The organism is Ensifer sp. EB106-05-01-XG146 (assembly GCF_058791875.1).
Genome location: NZ_JBYTDX010000002.1, coordinates 249,809 through 267,258, shown reverse-complemented (window position 1 = coordinate 267,258; position 17,450 = coordinate 249,809). Strand labels below are relative to the sequence as shown.

14 protein-coding genes are annotated in these 17,450 nt (G+C 63.7%); 12 read left to right on the top strand and 2 right to left on the bottom strand.

Annotated features, from left to right (window positions below; all coding sequences use genetic code 11):
• Positions 1-46 precede the first annotated feature (46 nt).
• From AC3WVQ_RS21415 to AC3WVQ_RS21370, 10 genes are all read left to right on the top strand, one after another.
• The gene (locus AC3WVQ_RS21415; RefSeq protein WP_060520030.1) at positions 47-1,447 is read left to right on the top strand and encodes an NCS2 family permease; all 1,401 of its coding nucleotides are present in this window, start codon (positions 47-49) and stop codon (positions 1,445-1,447) included.
• Between the two features lie 67 nt (positions 1,448-1,514).
• Positions 1,515-3,311, top strand: a complete 1,797-nt coding sequence (gene ade / locus AC3WVQ_RS21410; RefSeq protein ID WP_492382960.1) for an adenine deaminase — start codon at positions 1,515-1,517, stop codon at positions 3,309-3,311.
• Positions 3,312-3,841: 530 nt separating this feature from the next.
• Positions 3,842-5,518, top strand: coding sequence for a putative bifunctional diguanylate cyclase/phosphodiesterase (locus tag AC3WVQ_RS21405; protein ID WP_034790258.1), 1,677 nt, complete (start codon positions 3,842-3,844; stop codon positions 5,516-5,518).
• Between the two features lie 153 nt (positions 5,519-5,671).
• Positions 5,672-6,190 (top strand): hypothetical protein, encoded by a 519-nt coding sequence (locus AC3WVQ_RS21400; protein ID WP_034790260.1) that lies wholly within the window; start codon positions 5,672-5,674, stop codon positions 6,188-6,190.
• Positions 6,190-7,362, top strand: coding sequence for a class I SAM-dependent methyltransferase (locus AC3WVQ_RS21395; protein ID WP_034790262.1), 1,173 nt, complete (start codon positions 6,190-6,192; stop codon positions 7,360-7,362). Before AC3WVQ_RS21400 ends, AC3WVQ_RS21395 begins: the two co-directional genes overlap by 1 nt.
• Complete coding sequence (locus AC3WVQ_RS21390) at positions 7,359-9,719, top strand: SpoIIE family protein phosphatase (protein WP_112772320.1); 2,361 nt, start codon at positions 7,359-7,361, stop codon at positions 9,717-9,719. Before AC3WVQ_RS21395 ends, AC3WVQ_RS21390 begins: the two co-directional genes overlap by 4 nt.
• A gap of 4 nt (positions 9,720-9,723) precedes the next feature.
• Positions 9,724-10,284, top strand: a complete 561-nt coding sequence (locus tag AC3WVQ_RS21385; protein ID WP_034790266.1) for a slr1658 superfamily regulator — start codon at positions 9,724-9,726, stop codon at positions 10,282-10,284.
• Positions 10,285-10,297: 13 nt separating this feature from the next.
• A complete protein-coding gene (locus AC3WVQ_RS21380; RefSeq protein ID WP_034790268.1) occupies positions 10,298-10,639 on the top strand; it encodes a slr1659 superfamily regulator in 342 nt (113 codons plus the stop codon).
• Between the two features lie 219 nt (positions 10,640-10,858).
• Positions 10,859-11,536: a FadR/GntR family transcriptional regulator gene (locus AC3WVQ_RS21375; RefSeq protein WP_034790270.1), complete on the top strand. Its 678-nt coding sequence runs from the start codon at positions 10,859-10,861 to the stop codon at positions 11,534-11,536.
• The gene (locus AC3WVQ_RS21370) at positions 11,533-12,837 is read left to right on the top strand and encodes a CynX/NimT family MFS transporter (RefSeq protein ID WP_112975340.1); all 1,305 of its coding nucleotides are present in this window, start codon (positions 11,533-11,535) and stop codon (positions 12,835-12,837) included. The genes AC3WVQ_RS21375 and AC3WVQ_RS21370 overlap by 4 nt, the downstream gene beginning before the upstream one ends.
• An 83-nt stretch (positions 12,838-12,920) precedes the next feature.
• On the opposite strand, the gene AC3WVQ_RS21365 is transcribed toward AC3WVQ_RS21370, so the two are convergent.
• Complete coding sequence (locus tag AC3WVQ_RS21365) at positions 12,921-14,135, bottom strand: MFS transporter (protein WP_113135496.1); 1,215 nt, start codon at positions 14,133-14,135, stop codon at positions 12,921-12,923.
• 320 nt (positions 14,136-14,455) lie between these two features.
• Between AC3WVQ_RS21365 and AC3WVQ_RS21360 the strand changes: the two genes are divergently transcribed.
• The gene (locus tag AC3WVQ_RS21360; protein ID WP_112772317.1) at positions 14,456-15,676 is read left to right on the top strand and encodes a helix-turn-helix domain-containing protein; all 1,221 of its coding nucleotides are present in this window, start codon (positions 14,456-14,458) and stop codon (positions 15,674-15,676) included.
• A gap of 10 nt (positions 15,677-15,686) precedes the next feature.
• Complete coding sequence (locus tag AC3WVQ_RS21355) at positions 15,687-16,328, top strand: Vgb family protein (RefSeq protein WP_060520008.1); 642 nt, start codon at positions 15,687-15,689, stop codon at positions 16,326-16,328.
• A 223-nt stretch (positions 16,329-16,551) separates the two neighbouring features.
• On the opposite strand, the gene AC3WVQ_RS21350 is transcribed toward AC3WVQ_RS21355, so the two are convergent.
• On the bottom strand, positions 16,552-17,382 hold the full coding sequence (locus AC3WVQ_RS21350) for an alpha/beta fold hydrolase (RefSeq protein WP_060520010.1): 831 nt from the start codon (positions 17,380-17,382) through the stop codon (positions 16,552-16,554).
• Positions 17,383-17,450: the final 68 nt, after the last annotated feature.

The following is a 17,450-nucleotide window of genomic DNA, read 5'->3' as shown; positions in this document are numbered from 1 at the left end:
GCCGGTCATGCCGGCCCCCTTCTTCGTTCAAAAAAAGGGGAACAAGATGAACTATCAGAACAAGTCCGTGGAGGCGGCACCAAGCCCGGAGACATCCTGGCTCGCAGCGCTGCTCGACCGCTACTTCCAGATTTCGCGGCTCGGCTCGACCGTCCGCACCGAGATCCTCGCAGGCCTCACCACCTTCCTCGCCGCCTCCTACGTCATCGTCGTCAATCCCTCGATCCTGGCGCATGCCGGCATTCCATTTTCGGCCGGCGTGACGGCGACGGTGCTCGTCAGCTTCATCGGCAGCTGCGCCATGGGGCTTTATGCGCGTAGCCCCATTCTGGTGGCGCCGGGCATGGGCATCAACGCGCTCTTTGCCTACACCATGGTGGTCGGCGCCAAAGTGCCGCTCGAGGTCGCGCTTGGCTGCGTCTTCTGGGCCGGCGTGCTCTTTACCGTCATGGCGTTCTTCAATCTGCGCCAGACGATCATCGAGGCGATCCCGGTCGATCTGCGCTATGGCATCGCCTGCGGCATCGGCCTCTTCATCGCGCTGATCGGCCTGGAAAACGCCAAGTTCATCGTCGCCAACCCCGACACGATCGTTGGTCTCACGCAGTTCAACCCGGTCACCCTCACCTTCATCGCCGGCTTCGTGCTCACGGTGGCGCTGGTGGTGCGGCGGGTTCCGGGCGCGATGATGGCCGGCATGATCCTCACCACTATTCTCTCGATCCCGATCGGTCGCTGGTGGGGCGACGGCAGCGCGTTTTGGCCGGAGACGCCGGATGTGCACACGCTGGTCAACTGGAGCGGTTTCTCCGCTGCACCGGATTTCAGCTTCGTCGGCCAGATCGATCTCCTGGGCGCGCTGAACCTGATCTACCTGCCCTTCATCTTTGTCTTCCTGTTCACCAACTTCATCGAGGCGCTCTCGACCTTCCTTGGCCTTGCGGAAGCGGCAGACCTCAAGGATGAAAACGGCATGCCCCGCAACATCCGGGAATCGATGCATGTCGACGCCATCGCGGCACTGATTTCCGCACCGCTCGGCACCAGCCCGGCGACCGTCTATCTCGAATCCGGCGCCGGCATCCAGCAGGGTGGACGCACCGGTCTCGTCGCGCTGGTCGCGGGTCTGCTCTTCGTGCCCTTCCTGTTTTTGTCGCCGCTGCTTTCTCTGGTGCCGGCGGTTGCGACCGCCCCGGTGCTGATCCTCACCGGCCTCTTCATGTCCGAGCCTATCAGCAACATCCGCTGGAGCGCGCTCGACGAGGCGATCCCGGCCTTCCTTGCGATCGTATTGATCCCGCTCACCTTCTCGATCACGCTCGGCCTGTCGCTCGCGATCATCGCCTATGTGCTGATCAAGCTGGTCTGTGGCCGGGCTGGCGATGTAAGACCGGTCATGTGGTTCGTGGCACTGCTCGCCGCAGCGCTCGTCGCCCAGACCCAGTAACCGCCAGAAAATCCGACGGCGCCCTTAATGCAAGGGCGCCGACATCGCCCATCCGAAGGAAACAGTCATGCTTCAATCCTGGTCGAAGACCGCACCCGAACTGGTCGACGTCGCCATGGGCCGCAAGCCCGCCGATCTCGTGATCCGCAACGGCAAATGGGTCAACGTCTACTCCGGCGAAATCATCCCCGGCACCGATATCGCCGTCAAAGCCGGCCGCTTCGCCTATGTCGGTCCGGATGCCAGCCACACGATCGGCGAAGGCACCAAGGTCGTCGACGCCGCTGGGCGCTATCTCGTTCCCGGCCTCTGCGACGCGCATATGCATGTGGAGAGTGGCCTCGTTACCGTCACCGAATTTGCCCGCGCGGTCATTCCGCACGGCACCACCACCATGTTCATCGACCCGCACGAGATCGCCAATGTGCTCGGCCTCGACGGCGTCCGGCTGATGAACGAGGAAGCCCAGAGCCTGCCGATCAACGTGCTGGTCCAGGTACCGAGCTGCGTGCCGAGCGCCCCGGGTCTTGAAACTGCCGGCGCCGAGCTTTCAGCACAGGATGTCGCCGAGGCGCTTGCCTGGCCGAACGTCATCGGTCTCGGCGAGATGATGAATTTCCCCGGCGTTGCCGGAAACGATCCGAGGATGATGGCCGAGATCGCCGCCACCCAGGATGCGCGGCTGACCGTCGGCGGGCACTATGCCTCGCCGCATCTCGGCCGCGAGTTCCACGCCTATGCCGCCGGCGGACCGGCCGACGACCATGAAGGCACGACGGTCGACGACGCAATCGCCCGTGTGCGCCAGGGCATGCGCGCCATGTTGCGCCTCGGCTCCGCCTGGTACGACGTTGCCGCGCAGATCAAGGCCGTCACCGAATCCGGCCTCGACCCGCGCAACTTCCTGCTCTGCACCGACGACAGCCACTCCGGCACGCTGGTTCACGACGGACACATGAACCGCGTCGTGCGCCATGCCATCGCTCAAGGTCTGAAACCCGTGACCGCGATCCAGATGGCGACGCTCAACACCGCCCAGCATTTCGGCCTGGAGCGCGAAATCGGCTCGATCGCACCGGGTCGCCGGGCAGACCTGATCGTCACCTCGGACCTCGCCGCGCTGCCGATCGAAATGGTCTTTGCCCGCGGCGAGCTGATGGCCGAGAACGGCACACTCGCGCGCGATATCCCGGCCTATGTCTACCCGGAAAGCGCCCGCAACACCGTCCACCTTGGCCGGTTACTGGCCGCCGCGGATTTCGACATCCCATCCAACGCACGGGCGACGCGCGCGCGGGTCAACGTCATCGGCGTCGTCGAGAACCAGGCGCCGACGCGGGCGCTTCAGGCCGAGGTGGCGATCGAGAACGGCCTCGTGCAGATGGACCGGGCCAGCGACGTCTGCCAGATCGCGCTCGTCGAGCGCCACCGCGGCACCGGCGACGTGGTCAACGCCTTCGTCTCCGGCTTCGGCTATGACAGCGATTGCGCCATGGCGAGCACGGTCGCCCATGACAGCCACCATATGATCGTGGTCGGCACGAACAAGGCGGACATGGCCAAGGCCGCCAACCGCCTGCACGAGGTCGGCGGCGGCATCGTCGTCATCAAGGAAGGCCGCGAACTGGCCCTGGTCGAGCTGCCCGTCGCCGGCCTGATGTCGGCTCAGCGAGCGGAGATCGTCGCCGAGAAAGCGGCCGCCATCGTCGAGGCCATGCGCGCCTGTGGCTGCCGGCTGAACAACGCCTATATGCAGCACTCGCTGCTTGCGCTCGTCGTCATTCCGGAACTGCGCATTTCCGACAAGGGCCTGATCGACGTCCGGACCTTCCAGAAGACCGACGTGATTCTGAGCACGCACTGAGCTTAATAGCGATTGGCCACCGGCAACCCGGTGGCCAACTCGCCCGTGGTTCTTAATTCCGGGTGATCGCGGGATGGGTCAAGCTACATAATCCCCTGAAAACTTCCTTTATGGTTAACCGAAACTTAAACGGAGCCCAACGGCCCCGTTGCCCGGGCGTATCTGCCGTTTGCTTAACCGCGACCGGCCGCAGTAGACGCCCGAAACCCTTGCTGATATGGCGTCCCACAATGGGACATGCGTATAGGCGGAGCTGAAACGCCCACAGCTGTTCCGCCCCAAATTGCATGCAATGATGGCAAATGATACAAGAGGAAGCTTATATACAACCGTGTGGGGCAAAGGATATCGAGCAGCGCTCGCCATGCTCCGAAGCGAGGTTTCCACAGGTAAGATCGCAGGCAGCCTATTGGCATTGACCCGGGCGGGCGACGCGGTAGCTTTGCAGAAGGACGAGCCGAACCGGAGCGCCGCTGGAGCGGGCTTTTATATTCTTCCGGCGCGTTCGAAACAGAGAGGGAAAGGCAAGCATGCCGGACACTGATGCAACCTTGTCTGCTTCAGCTTCAGTGCAGGATCCCGTTGCGGCTCATATGGACGAGGTTCTCTCGTTCTATGACGAGGCCTTTCATCTGACCAGCGCCTCGCCGGCGCTGCAGGAAACCTACGAAGTCGGCACGCTTGTCGATGCCACCCTGTGGCATCTCTATCCCGAATTGCTTGCGCCCGTTTCCAAGGCGGCGGTGGAATCCGTCATCGCTTACGGCGTGCCGCGCAGCGTCGAGGTGGTCGACGCCGCCACCAAGTCGCGGCGCACGCTGCTCGTCTTTCGCGCCATGCGCGGCATCGGCGTGCTCGAAACGAGCGGCCGCGCGACCCGCCGCGAGATCGGCAGCCATGGCGAAAGCGAACGCGCGCTGCTGTTGCACCAGGCGACCCACGACGTGCTGACGGGCCTGCCCAACCGGCGGCAGTTCAGCGACGACCTGCAGAGCATCCTGCCGACATCCGGCGAGAAGCTGGCGCTGATGCAGATTGACCTCGACGATTTCAAGCCGGTCAACGACACGCTGGGCCACGGCGCCGGCGACGCCGTCCTCAAGATGGCGGCCGAGCGCATTCGCGGCGCCCTTCGCGACGGCGAAGTCGCCTATCGCCTGGCCGGCGACGAATTCGCCGTCATCCAGCGTCAAAGCGACCAGCCGGCGGACGCCGAGTATCTCGCCGAGGCACTGATCGAGGCGTTCAGCGAACCTTTCACCATCGATGGCATCTCCGTCTTCGTCGGCGCCAGCATCGGCATTGCCATTGCGCCGAACGACGGAAACGACATCGAGCAACTGATGAAGGCGGCGGACATTGCGCTCTATGCCGCCAAGAAGGATGGACGAGGCAGGGCAAAGACCTTCAGCCGTTCCATGCTGATCGTGCTGGAACAGCGCGAGATGCTGCGCCGCAGTCTGCGCACCGCGCTGCAGGACAAGCAGTTTTCAATCGAATACCAGCCGCTCGTCGAGCCGCCATTTTCGATCGTCGGCTTCGAGGCGCTGGTGCGCTGGCATCATCCGCTGGTCGGCACGATCCCGCCCAACGTCTTCATCCCGATGGCGGAAGCCGACGGCCTGATGAACGAGATCGGCCAATGGGTCCTGGAGGAGGCCTGCCGGCAGGCTGCCACCTGGCCGTCGCATTTCACCGTCGCCGTCAACCTGTCGCCGGCGGAGTTCCTGCGCGAGGGCCTGACGGACCGGATCGCCCAGGCAATCGACATGGCGGGCTTGAGGGCCGACCGGCTGGAGCTGGAAGTCACCGAATCGGTGCTGCTTGAACGCACGACCAACAATCTCGACACGCTGAACACCCTCAACGTGCTCGGCATCCAGATCTCGCTCGACGATTTCGGCACCTTCTATTCTTCGCTCAGCTACCTCAAGAACTTCCCCTTCGATACGATCAAGATCGACCGCTATTTCATCAAGGATCTGGAGAGCGACGAAAAGAGCCAGACGATCGTCCGGTCGATCATCGCCCTTGCCCACGGTCTCGGCATGCGCGTGACCGCCGAGGGCGTCGAGACGATCGGGCAGGCCGTCTGGCTTCGAAAAGAGGGTTGCGACCGTCTGCAGGGTTATTTCCTGGGCATGCCCATGCCGGCGGACGCGATCGGCGCCTATCTTCGCCGCTCATCGGCAATGGCGACGCTGTAGCCCCCCCCCCCGCATCTGTGCGTTGCGCCCGATATGACGCGAGGCAATACCTGGGTTGTCTTCATGCAAGATCCCGGGGTTGCGTGGTTAGAAATCATTATAGAAAGTGGCGTATGGCCGTGGCAGAGTTCGGGGTGCGGAGGACATTGCTGCATGGGTGCTAGTGTCAATAAGACCACGGAAACGGCTTTCGAGCCGCTGCTTCAGTTCGATATGGAGATGGAAGATTTCCTTTCGGACTGGCACCATTGCGATCATGTCTCGAGCTACCTCGCCCGGATGATCAGCCACAACAGGACCGATCCGGTACGGCATTCCAACTTCTTTTCCTCCGCCCTCAACGAGCTTCTGGAGGTTTCGTTTCGCGGCGGCACCACCGACGGAAAGATCGGCCTGTCGATCTATCGCCAAGGCGCCACGGAACGGGTTCAACTGAGCTTTCCATGCCCACCTGGTCAGGCGCGCTTCTATCGCGAGGCGGTCTCGAAAACCCGCGAGAGCGATGCCCAGGCCCGCTATCTCGACGCCATTTCCAACGACCTTGCCCCCAGCCGGGAATCGGTGCTTCTGGACCTGGCGGTCAACTATGACGCCCGCCTCCGGCTTGACGAGGATGCGGCTCCGGCCATCACCCTGATCGTGGATCTTCCTCTTGAAGGAATGGTGAGTTGATGGCGGCGAGCCTTCCTCAGCGTTTCAAGGTCGACTTCGATCCGAACAGCCAGATCTTCTCGCTTGCCGGAACGATTCGGCCGCGTTCGATCGATGAAATCGCCGAGAGTATCCATGCGCTGAGGGAAGCCATCGATACGGTGCGCGGCGTTCTCTATATCGATGTGAAGCGCCTCATCCAGATGAACAACACGGCCTTCCAGGCCTTCATCCGGGTCGCCCTCGACGCCTGCCGGGAGCGGTCGGACCTGCGCCTGATCGTCATCACGTCAAGCGTCGTCAGCTGGACGACGCGCATGTTCCGGCACCTGAGCACGATCGAGCCGCAGATCTCCGTCGAGGTCTATGATTCGATGTTCTATCCTGGCCAGGACTACTTCGAGGATACGAGCTTCATCCCAATCCTGCGCGCGCAGACGAAATTGACCTGGCGCCACGAGCGCACCATCCTGCCGCGCCACGGCATGCGGCCCGGCATCGCCGTGGCCGACATCTGCTGCGGCATCGGCGATTTCGCCGTGCTCGCGCAGAAGGAGTTCCAGCCGTCGCGGATCGTCGCGCTCGACCACTCGAAGCCGAGCCTCGCCTATGCCCGAAAGGTGGCCGCCGAGTTCGGCGTGACGGGTATCGAATACACCTACGGCGACGCGTCGGAGATGCTGCTTGAGGACAACCAGTTCGACTTCGTGAGTTGCCGCCACTCGCTGCAGGTCTTCAATCAGCCGGAGCTGCTTCTCAAGGAACTCTATCGGATCGTGAAGCCGGGCGGCCGCGTCTACATCACCAACGAGAAGAACTCGCACTGCCTCGGCGAGCCGCGGGCGCAAAGCATCCAATGGACCTACAATGAGCTCGCGCGGCTTTTGAGCAATTTCGAGATAGATGTGGAGTTCGGGCCGAAGAGCCGGCGCTATCTTGCCGACACGGGCTTCGACGACATCCTGGTCGAATCCTTCATGGTCACCAATCTGGACGGTGACCCACAGGATTTCGCCGATATCATCGCCGGCTGGGAGAAGATGTTTGCGGACATGGCGGTGAGGCACGGCGAAACACCCGAATTCATCGAGCGGTTCCGCCAGGGCTTCCGGGATCACATCTTCGCTGCACTGCATCCGAAGGGCTATGCGGGCTGGCCGATCTGGGCAGCGTCCGGGCGCAAACCACTATGAGCGCGAGCAATATCAAACGTCCCCGGTTCGGATTGAGATCCTTTCGCGCCAAGTTCGTGCTGGTCGTCGGCAGCGCCGTGCTCTTCGACCTCCTGCTGACAGGCGGGCTGGCGCTCTGGAACGTTCAAAGACTGTCGCGCGACGCGACGACGGAAGTCGGACAGGGCCTGCAAAACGCCAACGAAGACTACATGCTCACCTACGCGGAATCGACGGCCGCGCGGGTTAATCTTCTGCTCGGCCAGGTTCACGCCGACGTCGCCACGCTCGCGGGCGTAATCCAGGCGCAGATCGACCGCCCCGTGCGCCGGTCCGACGTCGGTGAGGCACTTGCGCGGCACGCACCGGAGTCCGTTACCGTCACTTACGATGCCAAAGGTGGGTGGGCGCAGAACCTTCCGGGGCCGCTCTCGAGCGTAAGCGTCTGGAGCTATCTCCTTGGCCCCGACCATCGGCCACTACCCGAGGTACAGACCGATATCGAGAACAGCGCCGTTCTTGATCTGGTTGCCCCCGCCCTGCTTGCGCACGGCCGCTCCAAACTGCAGATGTACTACGTCGGACCAAAAGAACGGCCGATCTTGCGGATGGCGCCCTATGCGGATCAGGCACAGACGTTCGACCGTCTCTACCCCGGCCATAACGAAGCCAACTTCTGGAACTTCTTCTTCCCCGGCCTCTATGAGTCCTGGGAGGAATGGGCGAAGCAACCGAGCCTCAGGCCCGTTGCAGCCGATACCACGCAAACGGCACCTTACACCGATGCCGCCTCGGGCAAACTGATCGTCAGTTTCTTCCAGCCGCTCTGGACGCCCGACCGCAAAGGTGTCGCCGGAGCAACCGGAACCGATATCACGCTCGACCAGCTGGCCGAGGTTGTCGAAAGCGTTAAGGTCGGCGACAGCGGCTTCGGATTTCTGGTGATGTCCGACGGCAACGTGCTTGCCATCAATCCGGTCGGCGAAAAGGTGATCGGTCTGCGGCGGTCCAGCGACACGGGTGGACAAGGCGTCACCGGATTGGAGCGCTCGCTGCGCCGCAGCGCCCAGCCCGCGATCGCAGAGCTGCCGCTTGGCACCGATGGCGCCATTCAGCGGGTGCTGCTCGATGAGAGTGGTGAGAAGGTCCCCTATCTCATTCTCCTCAAGCAGCTCGAGCCGGAGAACCTCTGGGTTTCCGGCCCGGTGCGCCGCGAGACCATGTCGATCGGCATCGTCGTGCCGGAGCGCGAAATCTATGCCTCGCTGTTTGCGGCACAGGCGAGTATCTCTGAAGCGACGAACCGCATCCTCATCTATCAGATCCTGGCCCTGCTCGCTTCGCTGCTGTTCGTCACGCTCGCCGTGTTCGGCATCTCCAAGCGGGTCACCCGCGGCATCAGCGCGCTCGCCGGAGCGGCAACCAGCATCGAGGCGAAGGACTACTCCGTCCGTGTGCCCATCACGACGCGCGACGAAGTCGGTGAAGCCGCTATCGCGTTCAATAGAATGGCTGAGGAGATCAGCTACCATACCGAGAACCTCGAAAACCTGGTGACCGAACGCACCAAGCAGCTCGAGGACGCCAACCATCAGATTTCGACGCTGAATACCCAACTGCGCAGCGAGAACCTGCGCCTTGGCGCCGAACTCGCCGTCGCCAAGCAGATCCAGATGATGGTGCTGCCGAAGGCCGGCGAGCTCGCGGAAATCGCCGATCTCGAAATCGCCGCCTATATGCGCCCGGCCGACGAGGTGGGCGGCGACTACTACGATGTGCTGCGCGACGGTGAGCGGCTGAAGATCGGCATCGGCGACGTGACCGGTCATGGCCTTGAAAGCGGCGTGCTGATGCTGATGGTGCAGTCGGTCGCAAGGGCCCTGCAGGAAGCCGGCGACATGGACCCGGAGCAGTTTCTCAACCGCCTCAACCGCGCCATCTACAAGAACATCGTGCGCACCAACACTGACAAGCATCTGTCGTTGGCCTTCCTCGACTACGACCACGGCCGCCTGACGCTGTCGGGGCAGCACGAGGAACTGATCGTCGTGCGCAAGGGTGCGGAAATCGAGCGGATCGACACGCTCGACCTCGGCCTGCCGATTGGCCTGGAATCGGACATTTCGCGCTTTGTTGCCACCCGCGAGATCTCGTTCGGCCGCGGCGACATGATCGTGCTGCATACGGACGGCGTGACCGAGGCAGCGAACGCCAAGGGCGAACTGTTTGGCATCGAGCGACTGTGCGAGAGTGCCGGAAAGTTTTACGGACAGAGCGCCGAGGACGTCAAATCGGGTATCATCAACGACCTGATGGCGCATATCGGCAAGCAGAAGATCTACGACGACATCACGCTCGTCGTCATGAGACACAGGTGATCAGATGACCACGCTCTACGGACTGGCGGACCTGACGATCGGCGCCCACCAGAAGATGACCCGGCTGCGTCTTTACGACGGGCCGCTGGATCTCAGCTGGAAGCATTGCGCCATGGCTTCGGATTTCGTCGCCGAACTGGCGGCGCTGCGCTATCGCGCGTCGCGCAACACCTATCGGGAAGTGCGCCACAACATCGGCTACCTCACCAACGAACTGGTCGAGAATGCCGTGAAGTTCCGCGCTTCCGGTTCCGTGGTCGTCGAGGCCGCCCTCGAGGGCCACAGCTTCCGCACGAAAGTGTCGAACGTGATCGACAACGAAGCGGCTGCGCGCTTCCAGGATCTTTTGTCCGAGATCGCCGACGGCGACCCGGGCGACCTGCTCATCGAGCGCATTGAAGCCAACGCAACCGGACTCGGCAAGAGCGGTTCGGGGCTTGGTCTTTTGACGCTGATGAGCGATTATGGCGTTCGTTTCGCTTGGGTTTTTGGCGCCCAGGGTGACGACGGCGAAACCTCATTGGAGACTTATGCCTCCATTGCGGTCCCAGACCTCTCGAACTGATGAGCCGGTGAACATGGAAAACAAGGACGAAGAAGAGTATCGCGTTTGGTCCGAAGGCAACGATATTCATTTTGAAGGCACGATGCGGCTGCCGGGAACGGAGGCCTATGCCCCGATCTTCTCGACGGTGATGGGCGTTCTGGAGACCGAGCCTGAGCACATCACGATCGACCTCACCGAACTGCAGTTCCTGAACTCGTCCGGGATCAACCTGCTCGCCAAGCTGACGATCGAGGCACGCAACCGCCCGAACGTGCAATTGACGGTGCGCGGAACCTCTGAGATCCCGTGGCAGTCGAAATCGCTGCCGAACCTCAAGAAGCTGCATCCCGGCCTCGATCTCAGGCTCAACTGAGATCACGCGGTGCCGGGACTGGATTCCCGTAGCTAAAGCCTGAGTATCGCGCGCCGACCGGCGCGCGACCGCGATTCCGCGCGCCAGCCACCGACAAATCCTGTCGCCGAAACCGGCCTCACGAGGCTTCGACGCCTTCTTCATTCCCCGTCGTCACGCTTGACTCTGCGAACGCCTAACCCTATTGATCAAATCATCTGATGACTTGATGAGCAGACAATGCAACCGATCAATCGTACCAACCTTGCCGAGAGCGCTGCCGAAAGCCTGCGGGCGGAAATCCTGAGCGGCCGCTGGGCTATCGGCGAACGCATTCCCAACGAGACGGCGCTGACCGAACTTCTGGCGGTGAGCCGCGGAACCGTGCGGGAGGCCGTTCGGGTCCTGATCTCGAAGGGGCTGCTCGACGCCCGCCAGGGCTCCGGCACCTATGTCCGCTCGACGGTCGATAGCTCGGGCGCGCTTGACCGCGTCAAGCGGGCGAGCCTGCGCGACCAATGGGAGGCGCGCGCGGCCCTCGACGTGGAAGCCGCACGCCTGGCGGCGCTGCGACATTCGCCCAAGGATCTGGAACATATGAAGCGCCTTCTTCTCGCCCGCGGCACGGTTTCCGATGGCGGGCGTGAGGCCTTCGGACGGCGCGACATCGCCTTTCATCGGTCGATCGTCGAGGCCTCCGGCAACAGGGCCATCGTCGAGCTCTATGACTTTTTCACTTCGGCCATTCTTGAAACCATTCACTCGACGCTGTCAGGCGACCTGCCGGAGCCGGACGACCGGGCGCATGCGGCGATCGTCGAGGCCATTGCGGCCAGTGATCCGGACAAGGCCGCGGCCGCCGTTCGGGCGTTCATGGCCCCCGTCCTCGCTGAACTTGATCGGCTACTTTCCCAATGAACCAGACTTTTCGTGATCCCCACAAAGCCGAAGCCGCCGAACCGCTGGACATCGAAGACCAGCTTATCGATGCCGAGGCCGACAGCCTGCCGGCACCGCAACCACCGGTGCTGAGCCGCAGCGCCCGCATCCTGCTGGGCGCCAGCCTCGTGCTCATCGCTTTCAACCTCAGGCCGCTGTTTTCAAGTCTCTCGGTGCTGCTGCCCGAGGTGATGCAGGCGACCGGCCTTTCCACCGCCAGCGCCAGCGTGCTCACCACCCTGCCGGTGCTCTGCCTCGGCCTTTTCGCGCCGCTTGCGCCGAAGCTCGCCCAACGCTTTGGTGCCGAACGCACGCTTCTCGGGGTGCTCGTCCTGCTGACGCTCGGCACGGGTCTGCGCGGCGTTCAGTCCGTGCCGCTGCTTTTCCTTTCGACATTTGCGGCAGGTGCGGCGATCGCGATCGGCAACGTGCTGCTTCCCGGGCTCGTCAAGCGTGACTTTCCCGACCGCGCCGCGATGATGACGGGCCTCTATACCATGGCGCTCTGCGCCGGTGCTGCCAGCGCCGCCGGCCTGACGCTGACGATCGAACACCATGTGGTCGGCTCCTGGTCCGGCGCGCTCGCGGCCTGGGCGGTACCCGCCCTCATCGTGCTGATGATCTGGGCACCGCAGGCGCTGCGCGGCAAGGCGCAAGCCCGCCATAGCGGCTTCCGCGTCGTCGGCCTCTGGCGCGATCGGCTCGCCTGGCAGGTGACGCTCTTCATGGGTCTGCAATCCGCACTCGCCTATTGCGTCTTCGGCTGGATGGCGCCGATCCTGCGTGAGCGTGGCCTCGATGCCGCAACTGCCGGTGCGGTCGTCTCCGCCTCGATCATGATGCAGGTCGTCACCTGCCTGCTCGTGCCATCCTTCGCCGTAAGGCGCCGCGACCAGCGCGCCGTCTGCGTGGCGCTCGTCGCCGCCGCCGTCATCGCACTGATCGGCATCCTTTTCGCGCCGCTCTCGACGGTGCTCGTCTGGGCTGTTCTGCAAGGGATCGGACAGGGCGGCCTGATTGCTGCAGCGATGACCCTCATTGTGCTGCGCTCGCCCGATTCGCACGTGGCGGCCCATCTCTCCGGCATGGCCCAGGGCGTCGGCTACGTGCTTGCCGCCATCGGCCCCCTGCTTGTCGGCTTCATCCGCAGCTGGACCGGCAGCTTCGCCGCCAGCGCCGTTCTCTTCATCGCGCTCGGCATCGGCGTGGCGATCATGGGTCTGGGCGCCGGCCGGGCGCTGCATGTCGGCGCACGAACCGTCCGGATAGACGACCGCTAAGACGGACGCGGATCAGCGCGTGGAATGATCCAAAGGTCCCCTTCCCAGGCGGAGCCCTTTCTCTCGCTGTCAGCACGCTCGCATCAGGCCGCGGCCACCGCCGCCTGGTAGCGCGGCGCCGGCCGGAAGGTGAGCGCGATCAGGAACGCGCCGAGGCCGATGCCCCAGGAACCGATGTAAAGCCAGGTGTAGCTTGCCAGCGCATCATAGATCAGGCCCCCGGCAATCGGTCCCGTCGCCATGCCAAGGCTGCCAGCCATGGCCGTCCCGCCGATCACCGTCCCCATCATCCGCAAGGGGAAATTCTCGCGGGCAAGCACCGCATAGAGCGGCATGACGCCCGCGTAGATGAAGCCGAACAGGGCGGCAACTGCGTAGAACGAGCCGAGCCCGGCGGCAAAGACATAGGCAAGCGCGCCGAAGGCCTGGGCCAGAAGTCCAAGAACGAGCACACGTTTGGCCCCGAAACGGTCGCCGAGCAGACCGAAGACGACGCGGCCGCCCATGCCGGCAAGACCCTCGACGCTGTAGATCGACACGGCCGCCATGACCGGAATGCCGCAGGTGATCGCGTAGCTCACAGTGTGGAAGATCGGGCCGGAATGGGTGGCGCAGCAGAAGAAGTTGGTCAGAAGCAGGATGATGAAGAGCGGCGATTTCAGCACCTGGCTGGTCGTCATCGACGAATGGGGCTCTTCCCCGGGCGAGGCCGCGGCAGCGCCGTCGGCAAGTGCCGGCGCCTGGCGAACGAGAAACGAGACCGGGATCATGATGACGGCAACGACCAGCGCGATGATCTGCAGAGCGGTTCTCCAGTCGTAGGCGGATACCAGCCAGGCGGCAAAGGGCGACATCGTCATCGGCGCCATGCCCATACCGGCCGAGACGAGCGAGACCGCGAGGCTGCGATGCGTATCGAACCAGCCGGTAACGCAAGCCATCATCGGCGCGAAGATCGCCGCCGTCGCGGTGCCGACCACGACACCGAAAAGGATCTGGAAGGCGATCAGCGAGGTCGTCCAGCTCGCTGCCATCAGGCTGACGGCCAAGAGCACCGAGCCGATGAGCACGATCGGACGCGCGCCCCATCGGTCGGAAAGGCTGCCCCAAGCGATGCTGGCAAATGCCATGGCCAGGAAGCCGATGGTCATGGCGCTCGAAACGCCTGTCACCGACCAGCCGGTGTCGCGCGAAATCGGCAGCAGGAACACCGGAAGCGAAAACATGGCGCCGATCGCCAGGCAGCCGAGCAGCCCGCCCGCCGCCACGATGACCCAACGGTAATGCGAATTGGTCATTGCAAATCTCCTTAAATCCGCCCGGCCCGACGTCCGGCCACGCCGAAAAATTGTGCAACCTGATCGCGCGACGGACCGTGCCTGGGACATCCCCTCGCCCGCCCGATTGAAAGACGCTCACGCCGGTGCCAAGCCGACAGGAGCTTCGAAAGAATTTCATAATAGGTGCAGATTCACATTCGATGCAGCCTTGAAGGCATGCGCCCGACTGTTTCCGCTTGATTGTGCGACGAAGCTTCTTTCTGTTGTCCGTTGCCACCTGAGAGATAGATAAAGGCTGGAACACGGCTTGCGGGAGTGACAAGTGTGACGGGATTTCGATGGATTCGCTGATCACCGCCGCGGCGCGAGCACTGGCGTCGGGCGACCCGCTCGGCGCGCTGAAGCGGGTGGCGCTACGCGACGATCCGCCGGCACTGGCGCTGCGCGGCATCGCCATGGCCCAGCTTGGAGACTTCACCCGCGCAAAGGTCCTGCTGAAGAACGCCGCGCGCGCCTTCGGCCCGAAGGAAGCGGTGGCGCGGGCGCGGTGCATCGTCGCCGAGGCGGAGATCGCCATCGTCTCCCGTGATCTTTCCTGGCCGATGCGGGCGCTCGACGCCGCCCGCTCGACGCTCGAAACCCATGGCGACCACCTCAATGCCGCCCACGCCCGCAATCTCGGGGCACGGCGCCTGCTCTTGATCGGCCGTCTGGACGAGGCCGAGAACTTGCTTGCCGATATCGATACGGCGCGGCTGACACCGCTGTCGAAAGCCGCCCACGACCTGGCGCTCGCCGGCATCGCCGTGCGCCGGTTGCGAACCGAGGCCGCCACCGCCGCCTTCGGGCGGGCGGGCGAAGCGGCACGGGCGACCGGCATTCCGGCCCTGATCTTGGAAGTTGAAAACGCGGCCGCCGTGCTTAAAGCGCCGGCTGCCCGCCTCATGGCGGATGGGCAAGAGCGCTCGCTGCTGCTTGGCGAGGTCGAAGAGCTGCTTGCTTCCGGCGCCCTCGTCATCGACGCCTGCCGGAACCTCGTCCGAAGACAAGCGACCTTGTGCACGCTTGCCACTCGGCCGGTGCTCTTTGCGCTGGCGCGCGCGCTGGGCGAAGCCTGGCCGGGAGACGTCTCAAGGCGAACCTTGCTCGCCCGGGCCTTCGGCGCACGACATGTCGACGAATCCCACCGGGCAAGGCTGCGTGTCGAAATCGGCCGGCTGCGCGAGGAACTGCGCCCGCTTGCGGATATCACGGCGACGAGCGATGGCTTCCGGCTGGTGCCGCACGGCAAGCACACAGTCGTCGTCCTTGCCCCGCCGGTCGACGAGCGACATGCGACGATGCGGGCGCTGCTGGCGGACGGCGAGGCCTGGTCAAGTTCGGCGCTCGCAATCGCGCTCGACGCCAGCGCGCGCACCGTGCAGCGGGCGCTCGAAGAGCTCGCCTCGCAAGGCAAGGTTATGCCGATCGGGCGCGGGCGGGCACGGCGCTGGGTCGTGCCGCCGATTGCCGCATTCCCGACAGTGTTGTTACTCCCCGGCCCTTTGCCAAACGAATAGGATCAGACCCATGAAAAGATCCGAAGCCGAAATCATCCAGATATATGGCCCGTTCCCCGGGGCAGACCAGGTCCATGGCGTCACCTTCGACGGCCGGAACGTATGGTTCGCCGCCGGTGACACGATCAACGCCTTCGACCCGGAAAACGGTGCGCCCGTCCGCTCGATCGACGTCGCCGCGCATGCCGGTACGGCGTTTGACGGCAAGCACCTCTTCCAGATCGCCGAAGATCGCATCCAGAAGATCGATCCGGAAACCGGGAAAATTCTCGCAACAATCCCGGCGCCGGGCGGTGGCGGCGATTCCGGCCTTGCCTGGGCCGAGGGCACGCTTTGGGTCGGGCAGCATCGGGGCCGCAAAATTCATCAGATCGATCCCGAGAACGGCGCAATCCTGCGCACGATCGAATCCAAGCGCGTCGTGACCGGGGTGACCTGGGTCGACGGCGAACTCTGGCACGGCACCTGGGAGGGTGACGAAAGCGATATCAGGCGCATCGATCCGCAAACGGGAGCGGTGCTCGAAACGGTCGCCATGCCGTCCGGAATGGGCGTATCGGGCCTAGAGTCCGATGGCGGCGAGCGCTTCTTCTGTGGCGGCGGCCCGAGCGGCGTCGTCCGGGCCGTTCGCCGGCCGAAGCGGGCGCGCTGAAGACACTGACGATGAATTCCTGGCAACCGGCGCGGCTGCGCGCCGCTGTCGGTGCGGCGCCGGCACTACAGCGCCGCGCGCCTTTGAGGCGCATAGAGGGCGCTGTAGCGCTTCGAAGCGCTGCATGTTCCGTCCGCAAAACCGGCGATGAATAGGGAACCATGCAGTAGCGTTGTCCCGGCACGGTCCGCAATACCCGGACACCGCGGACCGTGCCCGAGCTTTAGGCCTTAATGAAGGCGAGCAGGTCGGGATTGATGACATCGGCATGGGTTGTCAACATGCCATGTGGATAACCCTCATAGACCTTGAGCGTGCCGTTCTTCAGCAGCTTCACCGCCAGTCGCGCGCTGTCGTCGATCGGCACGATTTGGTCGTCGTCGCCGTGCATGACCAGCGTCGGCACGTCGATCGCCTTCAAGTCTTCGGTGAAGTCGGTTTCGGAGAAGGCCTTGATGCCTTCGTAATGGGCCTTGGCGCTGCCCATCATGCCCTGACGCCACCAGTTGCGGACGACGCCTTCCGATACTTCGGCACCCGGGCGGTTGTAGCCGTAGAACGGGCCGGCCGGAACGTCGAGGAAGAACTGGGCGCGGTTGGCAGCAAGCGCCGCCCGGAAACCGTCGAACACCTCGATCGGCAGGCCGCCCGGATTGTTTTCGGTCTTGACCATGATCGGCGGCACAGCGCCGACGATGATCAGCTTGGAAACCCGGCCGCCGCCGTGGCGCGCCACGTAAGCCACCGCTTCGCCGCCACCGGTGGAGTGACCGATGTGGATTGCATCGCTGAGGCCGAGCTTGGTGGTCAGCGCCGCAACATCCTTCGCGTAGTGTGCAATGTCGTGTCCCTCGCTCACCTGCGTCGAACGGCCATGGCCGCGGCGGTCATGGGCGATGACCCGGTAGCCCTTGCTGACAAAATAAAGCATCTGCGCATCCCAATCGTCCGCCGACAGGGGCCAGCCATGGTGAAAGACGATGGGCTGGCCCGAGCCCCAATCCTTGTAGAAGATATCGACGCCGTCTTCAGTCCTGACGAAGTTCTCGGTCATGGGAACGGTTCCTTTGTTTGGGTTGGGTGTATGTCTTCGAGATGTGGCCCCGGCGCGAGATCCGCGCC